We start from the raw sequence: 12,115 nt of genomic DNA on the forward strand, positions 1-12,115 counted from the left end.
CCACCAATAGCGAATTTACCATTGCGTTGAGATCTTCGAGTTGCCGTCTGCAATGCGCAACTTCGGAATGAAGTAAGTCTAAATCGGGTGTGTCCGGAAGCTGCGTTTTCACTTGGATCCCTGCCCCACATCAGCCTGGACAACCGACATGTTCCGTTTAGAGCAATCAATATGCGTCTTCCCTCGGCGCACTGCCAATAGCCCAAGTCGGGCCTTACCGAGCCGGCTCTTGTCACACCGTCCAAGCCGAACGAGTATTGCCATCGATCAACGCTGATGCGTTTCACACCATAGTGGATACCGCAGTGAAACCCGGAGTATGATTTCGGCAACGCCATGAAATTTTGTGGAAGCTCAAGCAGTCAATGAGACGACAAAAGTATAAGCTTTAGAGCTCGTCGAGTAGTCCGGAAAATACCGGACCGTAAAATCCACAAGGCCGAACAGAGGTCCGCTTTGGGTCAGAGGCTGCCGTCGACAGCCAGGATGCCCTTGGTCGGGTGATCTCTCGGAAGCGGACATCGCCGCGCCTAGGCTGAGGTCAACCCCGGGCCAGAAGGCGACAGGACAGGTTTGGCTTGGAGCATCGTTTAGTCATTCAGGTATACCGACTGCTAGATCAATCCGTTCGACCACTGCTGCTTGGTGCTCAGGCTTCCGATAGCGCATGTACATTTGCCGCAAATGAACCTTCCGCAAATGAGGATAAAGTTCTTTGATTCGGGCAAGAAGTTTCTCCGCCTCGGCCGTATCCCCAACCCTCACCGACTCGCCGTACATTGTCACAAGCCCATGTAAATCTGTCGGGTTCAGATCAAGTAGCTTCCTGGTCCAACTCGCAACCACGTCATGTTCGCGCAGTGCAATCGATGTCACTATGTGGCTTCTTATGGCGCCAACTACGCTCATGGGGTCGAGGGGATTGAAACGAACCGCTTGGTGCAATGCTTCCCGCGCGTCAACAGTTTCGCCCATCAGAGCCAGAAGATATCCCTTGATCGACCAAGCCATTGCGAAATTCCGGTTGAGCGCGATGGACCTATTGGCCAAGGCGACACCGCGTTCCACATCATTTTCGAAATTTCCAATTACATAGGCGGCGATGCCTAAGACACCGTCGTCTGCTGGAGCGAGTTCAATAGCGCGGGATGCGAATTCGACAGCCTTTCTGCGCTCTTCGTCGGTTATTGCGTGTTGGTAGTTCCAGTAACGGTTATGGAGACAAAATGCGGCCTGCACGTACGCTACTGCAAAGTTCGGGTCGAGAGAGACTGCGGTCTCAAATTCAGACTGCGCTTCTTTGTTCGTCTCCAACGTTCTCCGATGCAGTAGCGCTAGACCGCGCAAATAATGATCGTAACTGTCCCAGCCTTCTGCAGGCTTGCGGGCTACAAGCTCCGCACTCGCCAGCATAAGCTGGGGTACGATAGCTCCGACGACGCTGGTGGCTACGTTATCTTGCAGTTCGAAAACATCATCCAACAAACCATCAAATTTCTCTGCCCACAGATGCGAGCCCGTTGTCGCTTCTATCAATTGCCCGGTAATCCGTACTCGGCTTCCCGCCTTGCGAACGCTGCCTTCGAGCACGTACTGAACGCCAAGCTCACGCCCCACCTGCTTAATGTTTGCTGATTTGCCCTTGTACGTGAAGCTTGAATTCCGTGCGATTACGAACAACGATTTGAAACGCGACAGGGCGGTAATGATATCTTCCACCATACCGTCAGCGAAGTATTCCTGCTCCGGATCGCCGCTCATGTTCTGAAACGGAAGCACAGCAATTGAGGGCCGGTCAGGAAGAGGGAGCGGCTTCACGGCTTCGGCCTGCAGCTTGGCGCTGGCGGCCGATGCTGCGGCGGACCGGACCCCATAGAGCCGGACTGGTCGGTCGATGTTTTTCAGCGACCGTTCCCCTAAATCGTCGAAGGCGAACGGGGTCTTGCTACAGACCTGCTCATAGGCGCTACCCGATAGGCAGACACCGCCCGGCTCGCATTCGTTCTCAACTCGCGCCGCCACATTGACGCCGTCGCCGAAGATGTCGTCGCTGTCGATGATGATATCGCCGATATTGATACCGATCCGCAAAGTGATCGCTGTCCCAAAGCTGCCGTTCCGCTCGGCCATCTTCGCCTGCACGGCCATGGCGCAAGTGACGGCATCCACCGCGCTGGCGAATTCGACCAACATGCCGTCGCCGGTGGTCTTGACGATTCGGCCCCTATGACTGGCTATGGCGGGATCGATGACCTCGCGTCGGTGTGCCTTCAGTGCTGCTAGAGTGCCGACTTCATCGGTTCCCATCAGCCGGCTATAGCCTGCCACGTCTGCCGCCAGGATCGCCGCCAATCGCCTTTCTATCCGCTCGCCCGCCACGACGGCCCCCGGCACCAATACTGCCCATAATCAAGCATAGGGAACAGGCCCTTGCCAGCACGGAAAAGCCGGAAATGTCTGCTTCGGGTCACAAGCTGCCCATGCCACCCTGTTACGACGGGTCCGCTATTGAGACAGAACCGGCCCGTTTCAGGATGACTTCATCGAGGGCGCAAAATGGCTTCTTACAGCGGGCCCACACGCGAAGGCCGCAGCGGAGGTTCATCTCGCTGCGGCCCACGCCTGTAAAAAAATCCGGGTGAAAATTTTTAAGTAAGGGTATTAGGCCAGCCCCGGTGATCAGAGCCTATTCGGGAAAAACCGGCACGGCGAGTCATTTTTCGCCGGTTCCGAAAATGAAACTGCAGGATGCTAACATGGATTCATGAGGGAGACCCGCCGGGGCTGGCGGGCTGGCGGGCCTCAACCTCTGAGCAGAACCGCGTATGTCCCCACGGTCCATCCCAAAAGCAACACTAACCGGTTCTCGCTAATGACAGTCTAAGATTCAGGTTAGGTTGGCCTGCGATGTGCTTAGGTCTAATGCGGCGCCGATCGTGCGAAACGTCGCGGCGTCGGTCGCAGGAGAGTCCTCGTGGCACTCCTACGACCTTCACTTCATGCGCCGGCGCTCTGATCCGCAATTGATCGGCTGCCGATAGCCTAGGGGCTGGAACCCAGCAGTCCCACATCGGATCTTTACTCTTCCGGCTATTGAAGCGGAGAGCTTACCGTATGAGCAATGGCGGGCAGTTTTTGGATTAGCCTTCTCGGCAGGTGATACCGAAGTTGTTGCAAGCGTGCGCGAAGGTGTCCTTCGCCTTCGCGTCTTCAAAGCAGAACTTAGTCCCGACCTCGGCTCGGTCGGTCCACCACCCGGCTTTGGCGGCTTTTGCGATCCGAAAAGCCTCGCTTCGCAACAAGTCCAGTTGTTTACCAGCAGCATAGACAATGACGTATTTTTCAGTTCCCATGGGACCTCCGAGACTTGGAAGCTAACAACGCAAGGCCGCAGCCTGGGGGCAGACTGCGGCCCGCGCTTGTCAAAAAATCCGGGTGAAAAAGATCTAAGTGAAATATGCAGCCAGCCCCCGTGAAATGATCTTACTGCTGCGCTTGTAGCTTGCAATATGAGCTATTTCACAAACCAGCGGCAGGCTTAACAGGGGAACGGAAAGACCTTGAACCTAAAACGCGGCCACGATCGAGCCTGAGCTGTCGAGGGTTGAGCAGCAGCACTATCCGGATGTCGCTTAGCGTTTGTCGAAATGTGTCCATCCTGTAGCCCCGCTTGTCCGGGGCGTGGTAATCTGGCCGCCTCGCGATCTAGGTTGGCAAATGGTTCTCGTTCGACTGTTTTATTCGTTTCTCTTCATCTTTGTAGGCTTGAGTTGCGCTCAGGCGCAGCATCGGGTTGCGCTCGTGCTTGGCAACTCCGCCTACAAGAGTGTACCCCGGCTGACCAATCCCGTGAACGACGCTAGTCTCGTCGGCGACATGTTTAAGAAGGCTGGGTTCAAGTTTGTTGACATCAGGACCGACCTAAATGCCATGGAGATGCGGAAAGCCCTCCGCGATTTCGGTGCTCGGGCGCGGGAGGCCGAGGTCGCCGTCATCTACTACGCGGGTCATGGTATCGAGCTCGACGGGATCAATTATCTGATCCCAACGGATGCCTCGCTAGAAACCGATAGCGACGTTTTGGACGAGGCGGTCGCGCTCGACCGTGCGCTGTTCGCTGTCGAGCCCGCCAAACAACTCCGGCTCGTCATCCTTGATGCCTGCCGTGATAATCCGTTTGCTAAATCCATGAAGCGGACGGTTGCTGCTCGCGCAATCGGGCGCGGCCTCGCCAAGGTAGAGCCGACTAGCCCGAACACAATGATTGCTTTTGCGGCAAAAGCGGGGTCCACGGCATCGGACGGAGATTTCAAAAATAGCCCCTTTGCCACCGCTATCGTAGAGCGGCTGCCAACGCCTGGCCTTGATCTACGCAAAGCATTTGGATTTGTGCGCGATGACGTCTTGAAGAATACCGGCTTTAAGCAGGAGCCTTACGTCTATGGTTCCTTGGGCGGAGAAGACATTGCGTTGGTGCCGACAAAGCCGTCGTCTACACTGCAGCAGGCTAATCCGCAGGATGTGGTTCGGCGCGACTATGAGCTGGCGCTCCAGGTCGGGACCCGAGCGGTCTGGACTGCATTCCTGGCGCAGTATCCCTATGGCTTTTACGCCAGCCTCGCTCAGGGCCAGTTGGATCGAATCGCGGCAGAGGAGACGCGTGTGACGGCTGCTGAAACGGCCAGACTCGCCGAGCAGGAAAAGTTCCGACTCGCGGCTGATCGAGCTAAGAAGAGCGAACAGGAGAATGCGGCGGCGGCCGCCAAGGCTGCCGAGGACGCCCGGATAGTTGCCGAAAAGTCCAAGCAGATAGCGGAGGCGAAAGCGGCCGTAGCCGAGCAACAACGAAAGGAAGCTGAAGCTGCAGCGGAGAAAACAGCCGCGAAAGCTGAAGCGGTGCCCAAGGACAAACAGATCGGCAGCGGGACCGAGCAGAACGTCGCCGCACTTGCGCCGGCCACAAATGAGCCCGCGCACACGCCAAAAGAGATCAATAAGCTGGTACTGACGGAGCTGCGCCGCGTAGGCTGCATCACCGCGCCATCAGACGACGACTGGAATGGTGCTGCTCACCGAGCGGTCTCGAAGTTCAACAAGCTTGCGGGGACCAAGTTCGAGGTCAGGTCTGCGAGCATCGATCTGCTAGACGCCATCAAGGCAAAGCAGGAGCGCGTCTGCCCCCTGGTTTGCGAGAGCGGCTTTGAGCCAATCGACGATCGATGCGTGAAGCGCACATGCGATGATGGACAGACCCTGAATGAGAGGGGCAGTTGCGTGCCAAAGGATCGCAACGGGACGCCAACGCGAAAACAGGATCGGCCACTTGCCTCTAGACAAGAGGCAGCGCCGGCCAACTCGGCTGAACGGCGCTCACCGAGTGGCGGCCGATGTGTCAGCATCAGTCAGCGATGTGCACTGGAGATCGGCGGACGCTGCGATCCCTCGACCGGAAAATGGGAGTATGGCCGGAATGGCGCCGGAGGGAGCACTCAGTCGTTCAACGCTTGCCTCGGACGGATGATGGCGGGAAGAAGATAATCGCGACTTGGCCGGAGCGGACCGCGTGTCAACCGATGAAAAGTTGGCGCTGGGACGATGTACAAAGTCGACATCGGCGACAAACCCCGCAGCCAACAAGATCAGGAGCCGTCGTTGGCGTCGATCGACAGGACCAGCGAGCGGAGCAGCCGGCGACATTTGGCAGACCTTTGTGGCAGGGTAGCGCTATGCGGACGTCTCGGTGCGATTTTACGACCACATCATCGAGCAAGCCATGCCGACTATGCACAGGAACATCGCGACGGTCCCGGTCCAGCCTAGCCAATAGACCGGCCCCGAAATCATCAGATCGCCCATAACCGACTTCCGCCGTACCAGCAGCATCATCACGGTCATGATCGGAGCGGCCAGTATACCGTTGATAACTGCGCTCCAATAGAGCGCCTTGATCGGGTCGAGCGCCGTGAAGTTGAGCCCGACGCCGAGGGCGACCGAAAGCGCGAGTACACCATAGAACGCGACGGCCTCCTTCGGCTTTCTTGACAGGCCGACCGGCCACTTGCGACCTTCTCCGATCGCGTATGCTGTCGATCCGGCGAGCACCGGGATCGCAAGCAGGCCCGTTCCGATGATGCCGAGCGCAAAGATCAACTCAGCCATTGCCCCCGCGACAGGCCTTAGGGCTTCTGCCGCTTGGGCCGACGATTCGATGTCGGTCTTGCCGGACGCGTGCAACGTTGCCGCCGTAGTCATGATGATCGCGATGGCGATGACGTTCGACACTGCCATGCCGACGAGCGTATCGATCCGAATTCTTTTGACCTCCTCGTCCTCCTTCTCCGGCTCGCGCTTGAGCGGCTTCTTGTCGGGATCGATCCGCTGCTCCTCGGCTTCCTGGGAGGACTGCCAGATGAACAGATAGGGCGAAATCGTCGTGCCGAGGATCGCGACTAAAGTCGTCAAAAAGGGCCCATTCCATTCGATTTTCGGAATTAGGAGTCCTTTCAGCGCCTCGCCCCAAGGCACCTTTGCGAGGAATAGGGCGATGACATAAGCGAGCAAAACGAGCGTCAGCCATTTCAGGATCGCTACATAACGCTCATACTTGAAGAAAATCTGCGCTATGACGGACACCGCGCCGAAGACCACGACGTAAAGGGTGCCAGGTCCGCCGATCAGAAGCTTGAGCGCATCGCCCATCGCCCCAAGGTCGGCGGCGACGTTGATCGTGTTGGCGACGAAGAGCAGCACGATCATGGACCAGGTAACGGGCGCGGGGAAATTTCGGCAGACATTTCCAGCGATGCCGTGACCAGTGACGCGTCCGATACGACCCGAGATCTCCTGGATCGCGGCCATCAGCGGATAGGTGATCAGCATGGTCCAGCCAATGCCGAATCCTAGCTGAGCGCCAGCCTGGCTGTAGGTGCCGATACCGGATGGATCGTCGTCGGAAGCGCCCGTGATGAGGCCGGGCCCCAGGCGCTGCAAGAAGCTGTCCTGATCTTTATTCTCGACCGGCTTCTTGCGCGTTTCCCTCCTCGCCACTTAGTCGCTCCTCGCTGCCTTGGATTCGATTCCGGAACTCATAACGTCCGTGCAGGCCTATTGGTTCGGCGTGTGCAGTTTTGACCACCAGACCAAGTCGGCATGGACGGCAAAGTTGTAACCACGTCCAAAACCTGCATCATGCTGTCATGGTTGGATGGGTCACATGCGTCGTCTGTTGATTTTGCTTGGGGCATCACTGCTTTGTGGCGTCGCACTCGCTCAAGAGGACAAGAAGACCGACGACCTCAAGCCCGCCGATCCTGATACCGGCGAAAGTACCGTGCAGGAGACGACGCTGGGATTGCTGCCCAATCCCTTCGAGAGACAGGGCGTCAAGTTTGCGGTCACTTACATCGGCGAAGTTCTGAGCAACCCGTCCGGAGGCGCAAAACAGAGCGCCGTGTACGAGGATCGCATTAACTTCGCTTTTGATGCCGACCTCGAGAAGCTGGTCGGGCTTAAGCAGGTCACCTTCCACGCGAACGTCTTTCAGATCGACGGCGGCGGACTGTCCCGAGGTTCGCTGTTCAATTTCATGGATGTCAGCGGAATCGAAGCGCTGCCGACGACCCGTCTCTATGAGGCCTGGTTCGAAAAGAAATGGGGCGAGAAGATCGCGCTCAGGGCGGGACAGCTTGCCGCCGATACGGAATTCATGACGTCCAAGTACACGGACGTCTTCACGAACGCTTCGCTGGGCTGGCCGGCCGGTCTGTCGCTCAATCTCCCGAGCGGCGGCCCTTCGCCGCCGCTTGCCGCAATGGGAGCACGTCTGCGTGCCGACTTGAGCGACAATCTCTCGGTGCTGGGCGCCGTATTTGACGGCGACTCGGCTGGCCCGGGCTCCAACGACCCGCAGCTGCGCAATCGCTACGGCTTCAATTTCAGGGTGAATGATCCGCCCCTCGTTCTCTACGAAGCGCAACTGCAGTGGAATGCTAAGAAGGGTGATCCCGGACTCGACGGCAAGCTCAAGCTTGGGGGATGGCGCCATTTCGGCAGCTTCACGGACCTTCGCTTCGATACGACAGGCCTTTCGCTGGCGGATCCAGCGAGTTCGGGAACGCCTGCCGGCATCGCAGGCGACTACGGCCTCTACGCCGTGTTCGAACAGAAGCTCTTTCGCGTCGGCCGCGACGACGATCGCGGCATCGGCGTATTCGCTCGCGGGTCCTATGGACCGTCCGATCGCAATCTGATCGATATCTACGCCGACGGTGGCCTCGAGTTCATCGGGCTGTCCGACGCGCGTTCCCACGACAAGTTCGGCATCGCGGCTGCTTACGCCCATGTGTCGCGTCGCGCGCAGGCACTTGATCGGGACTTCCAGTCGATCTCCGGGCTGCGTTGGCCGCTGCGGACTTCAGAAGAGCTCCTGACGGCCGTCTACCAGTACGAAGTTCAACCCGGGCTGACCCTTCAGCCAAATTTTCAGTTCATCCGCCGTCCCGGTGGCGGCGCCACAGATCCCCTTGGCACATCGGCCGGGAGGCATCTGAAGAACGCGACCGTCCTCGGATTGCGGTCGGTCATCAAGTTCTGATTCACCATGGCTCTATCCGCACGGCTCGCGCCATCATTTCGGGAAAAATAAGCAATCATCCTGCCGTTTTCCCGGAACCTTGCCATCATTCCCGGGTTCTCGGATGCCGCATATGGCGGCGAGGAGAGCAACATGAACAAGCTTCTACTGACGACGGCCCTGGCCGCGCTGATCTCCACGGGCGCGATGGCGCAGTCGACGGTCGTCACCACCACCGGCACCGGTCACGCGGCCGCCGTGCAGATCGAGCCGGAATACCGCACCAAGATTCGCACCTACGTCACCGAGCACAAGGTTCGTCCGGTGCAGCAGAAGATCGTGGTCGGCCAGCCCGTGCCGCGCGAAGTCGAGCTCGAGGCGGTGCCCGCCGATTGGGGTCCTTCGCTCACGAAGTACCGCTATGTCTACTCGGGCGAGCGCGTGATGCTGGTCGATCCGGGGACCCGCACGGTCGTCCAGGAGATCGACTGAGCTTCCCGGCGGGTCGCTGATCGTGGCGGCCCGCCACCCCATCCGGCCCCCGCCGACACCTTGATTTCCCATTTGCGAGCGGCCGTCCATGCCGATCATTCGTTATTTCGTCTTCGTCGGCGGGTTCTTGCTGGCGCTCCTCTTCGCTGCGGATCGGTACCTGCCCGCTCCGGTCGAAGTCGCCGCCGTGGCCGACCCCGACAGGACCATCATCCGCATAAAATCGGCGAGGAGCATTCCGGAGAAGATCGTCTTCGACACCAGCCAGCGGGCCGAATCGCCGATTCTCGCGCAGGCCGATCCGATCCCGGAAGAGCCGCTGCGAGAAGTGCGAGCAGCCATGGCCGCCGTGCCTGCAGCGCCCTCCGGCGAGACCCGAAAGGAAGCGCCGGCCCGCGCTGCGACGGTCCTCACACATCCGAAGCGATCGGCAAAGCTGCAGAAGCGAACACCCGACCGGCGTCTCGCCTTCGAGCGGACCGATCCATTTGCCGGCAGATGGTGGTGAGCGGAAGCGTGACTGGGGTTCAAAGAAAAAGGCCGCTCCCTCGGGGTGCGGCCTTCGTCACCTTCACATGTGCCCGCTCTCACCAGTGGCGGTGGTGCCGATGCCAGTGATGGCGAACGACCGGATAGGACCCACGATAGTAGGCGTAGGCAGGGCGGACGACGCGGCGATAGCCATAACCGTAGGACACTGGCGCAGTGTAGTACGTCGTGGTGTAGCCGCCGCCCCAGCGATAGGGCTCGTCGTACCCGTAATCGTACGCGTAGGGACCGCCATAATAGCCGGCGCTATAGTAACCCGGGCCACCGTAATACCCGTATCCCGGTCCCCAGCCATACGCCGAAGAGGCGAGGCCGCCGATCACGGCACCCGCAACCAGGCCGCCGGCGATTCCTGGTCCCCATCCGCCCCGCCAATGGGCTTCGGCAGGGGCCGTGGTGGCCACCGAGGCAAGACCAAGGGCGCCGACCATCAGCGCCGACATTGCAATCTTCTTCATCGAGCATCCTTTCACGTTGTTCGAGCGCCCCGACCACAACGGGAAGAAATGGCAATGGTTTCGCTTCCCCCGGCGGCGAGCGGGCAATGGATGCTCGGCGTCACTTTTTTGAATTCACCGCACGGCGTTTCCGCAGTAAACTAACTCTTCTTGCGTTGGGGGTTCCCATGTTCGATCCGGCCACGACCGCGCTCTTGCGCGCCGTCTTCGACGAGGTCTGCGAAGACGTCTCGCGCCATGAGGCCGCGGCGCGCACTCATGTAGCCTCGAAGATTCTGGAAGCGGCTACCGACGGCGACACCTCGCCCGAGAGGCTGAAGCAGGTCGGACGCGCGGCGCTCCACGACGCTCCGACCATGTGGCGATAGTTCGAGGAAGGCGGGGGTGAATTTCCAGGTCACCGTGCGCAAGATCCTGGTGAGCTATCCCGACGGGTGCGCCGTCATGACCGATCTCAAGAGCGACATGGCGATCCTGGCGACGAGCGGGCGCGAGTGGGCCGAGCGGACCAGGCGTCTCGCCGCACGCGTGCCGGAGCTCGACATCTTATCGCAAGGACTGGTCGAGCGGCTGAACGGCGGATGGCGGATCACGGAGAAGGGCCGATCCGTGCTCGAGTTCATGGAAGCAAGGCCTGCCGAGAGGATGACGGAGAGCGCTGCGCCCGCCGTGGAGTGGCCGGCTTCAAGTCCAGCGGCGTCCACACCTCTCGCCGCCAGGCGCTCCGGCCGAAGCCAGCGCCTGCAGCGCCGTCGTGCGGCACGCGAGCGGGCCCGCGCAAAAGCTTGCTGAACGCCCGCTTGTGCGTTGAGGCACGCGCTCGGGAAAAACTGGAAACTTTGTCGACTGTGTCGAGTTGCCAGCGATCGCATCGGTCGCCGGGAGCGCAGAAATGGTTGACGATGTCGTCTTGAAGAACGCCACGGAGACCGCCTGGAACGTGTACCACGCTCGGCGCCCCGACGTCGGCGCTCGCGACAGCCGACGCTGTTTGCTGGAGCGCCATCTGCACAGGAGATGGGAAGAGCGTCAGGGTGATACCGAAGAGCTCGCCAGCTTCGGGATCGCCTACCTGCACCGGCTTCCCAGAGACGAATGTTGACGTGCATGAAAATGCTAGTCGCACGCGCAGCCATCGGAAGCACAAGGCCCGGTTGGACGCTGCTCGCGATTTCGTTTCTGATCTCCGCGATCATCGTGATCGGCTTGCGCATCGCGTTCGGAGCCTAGCTCGATGCGGATCGCCCAGCTTGCCCCGTTGGCCGAGAGCGTCCCTCCGAAGCTGTACGGAGGCACCGAGCGGGTGATCGCCTGGCTGGTAGACGAGCTCGTCGATCGCGGGCACGACGTGACGCTGTTTGCGAGCGGCGACTCGAGCACGAAAGCCGAGCTCCATGCCGTGTGGCCGCGCGCGCTACGCCTGGGGCGGAAAGGCGTCGATCCGAACGCCGCCTGCGCGCTCTTGATCGAGGCCATCGGCGAGCGCGCGCGCGATTTCGACGTGATTCATTCCCATGTGGATTGGTTGCCTCTGCCGGTCCTGGGCCGCACTGGAGTGCCGTTTCTGACGACCATGCACGGGCGGCTCGACCTTCCGGGGCTGCCCGATGTGATCGGCACTTTCCCGAAGGCTCCTTTTGTCTCGATCTCGGACAACCAGCGGCGTCCGCTCCCGGACGCGAATTGGATCGCGACGATTCCGCACGGGCTGCCCAAGGATCTGTTTCGTCCCTCCTACGAAGCCGGATCGTACCTGGCCTTCCTCGGGCGGCTGACGGCGGAGAAGGGGCCTGAAGCCGCGATACGCATCGCGCGGGCGGTTCAGATGCCGCTCCGGATCGCCGCCAAGATACCCCGGGCCGAAACGGCCTACTTCAAGAAGAAGCTCGAACCCGAGATCGACGGAGAGACGGTCCAGCTCATCGGCGAGGTGGACGAACTGCGGAAGCAGCCGTTCCTCGCCGGCGCCTCCGCCTTGCTGTTTCCGATCGATTGGCCCGAGCCCTTCGGCCTGGTGATGATCGAGGCGATGGCATGCGGGACG

12 protein-coding genes are annotated in these 12,115 nt (G+C 60.0%); 8 read left to right on the forward strand and 4 right to left on the reverse strand.

Annotation, left to right across the window (positions count from 1 at the left end):
• Nucleotides 1-594 precede the first annotated feature (594 nt).
• On the reverse strand, nucleotides 595-2,352 hold the full coding sequence (locus RPS27_RS21385; protein ID WP_313754268.1) for an adenylate/guanylate cyclase domain-containing protein: 1,758 nt from the start codon (nucleotides 2,350-2,352) through the stop codon (nucleotides 595-597).
• A 788-nt stretch (nucleotides 2,353-3,140) separates the two neighbouring features.
• Nucleotides 3,141-3,353 carry a hypothetical protein gene (locus RPS27_RS21390; RefSeq protein ID WP_313754269.1) on the reverse strand — a complete coding sequence of 71 codons (213 nt, stop codon included), beginning with the start codon at nucleotides 3,351-3,353 and terminating at the stop codon, nucleotides 3,141-3,143.
• A gap of 364 nt (nucleotides 3,354-3,717) precedes the next feature.
• Between RPS27_RS21390 and RPS27_RS21395 the strand changes: the two genes are divergently transcribed.
• Nucleotides 3,718-5,538, forward strand: coding sequence for a caspase family protein (locus RPS27_RS21395; protein WP_313754270.1), 1,821 nt, complete (start codon nucleotides 3,718-3,720; stop codon nucleotides 5,536-5,538).
• Nucleotides 5,539-5,748: 210 nt separating this feature from the next.
• Here the strand turns inward: RPS27_RS21395 and RPS27_RS21400 are convergent, their stop codons facing one another.
• On the reverse strand, nucleotides 5,749-7,047 hold the full coding sequence (locus RPS27_RS21400) for an Nramp family divalent metal transporter (protein ID WP_313754271.1): 1,299 nt from the start codon (nucleotides 7,045-7,047) through the stop codon (nucleotides 5,749-5,751).
• Between the two features lie 166 nt (nucleotides 7,048-7,213).
• Here RPS27_RS21400 and RPS27_RS21405 point away from each other — a divergent pair, with 166 nt between their 5' ends.
• From RPS27_RS21405 to RPS27_RS21415, 3 genes are all read left to right on the forward strand, one after another.
• Nucleotides 7,214-8,593 (forward strand): carbohydrate porin, encoded by a 1,380-nt coding sequence (locus tag RPS27_RS21405; RefSeq protein ID WP_313754272.1) that lies wholly within the window; start codon nucleotides 7,214-7,216, stop codon nucleotides 8,591-8,593.
• A 132-nt stretch (nucleotides 8,594-8,725) separates the two neighbouring features.
• Entirely contained in the window at nucleotides 8,726-9,064 is a 339-nt protein-coding gene (locus RPS27_RS21410) for a DUF1236 domain-containing protein (protein ID WP_313754273.1), read from the forward strand.
• Between the two features lie 88 nt (nucleotides 9,065-9,152).
• Nucleotides 9,153-9,572: a hypothetical protein gene (locus RPS27_RS21415; protein ID WP_313754274.1), complete on the forward strand. Its 420-nt coding sequence runs from the start codon at nucleotides 9,153-9,155 to the stop codon at nucleotides 9,570-9,572.
• Nucleotides 9,573-9,651: 79 nt separating this feature from the next.
• Here RPS27_RS21415 and RPS27_RS21420 read toward each other — a convergent pair whose 3' ends face one another.
• A complete protein-coding gene (locus tag RPS27_RS21420; protein ID WP_313754275.1) occupies nucleotides 9,652-10,071 on the reverse strand; it encodes a hypothetical protein in 420 nt (139 codons plus the stop codon).
• Nucleotides 10,072-10,238: 167 nt separating this feature from the next.
• Here RPS27_RS21420 and RPS27_RS21425 point away from each other — a divergent pair, with 167 nt between their 5' ends.
• From RPS27_RS21425 to RPS27_RS21440, 4 genes are all read left to right on the forward strand, one after another.
• Nucleotides 10,239-10,439: a hypothetical protein gene (locus tag RPS27_RS21425; RefSeq protein ID WP_313754276.1), complete on the forward strand. Its 201-nt coding sequence runs from the start codon at nucleotides 10,239-10,241 to the stop codon at nucleotides 10,437-10,439.
• A 16-nt stretch (nucleotides 10,440-10,455) separates the two neighbouring features.
• Nucleotides 10,456-10,863: a hypothetical protein gene (locus RPS27_RS21430; protein WP_313754277.1), complete on the forward strand. Its 408-nt coding sequence runs from the start codon at nucleotides 10,456-10,458 to the stop codon at nucleotides 10,861-10,863.
• Between the two features lie 100 nt (nucleotides 10,864-10,963).
• Complete coding sequence (locus tag RPS27_RS21435) at nucleotides 10,964-11,173, forward strand: hypothetical protein (protein ID WP_313754278.1); 210 nt, start codon at nucleotides 10,964-10,966, stop codon at nucleotides 11,171-11,173.
• Between the two features lie 132 nt (nucleotides 11,174-11,305).
• On the forward strand, nucleotides 11,306-12,115 hold an 810-nt coding region (locus RPS27_RS21440), incomplete at its 3' end, for a glycosyltransferase family 4 protein (protein WP_313754279.1).

This window comes from Bradyrhizobium sp. WYCCWR 12699 (assembly GCF_032144035.1).
In the GTDB taxonomy this organism is placed as follows: Bacteria; Pseudomonadota; Alphaproteobacteria; order Rhizobiales; family Xanthobacteraceae; genus Bradyrhizobium.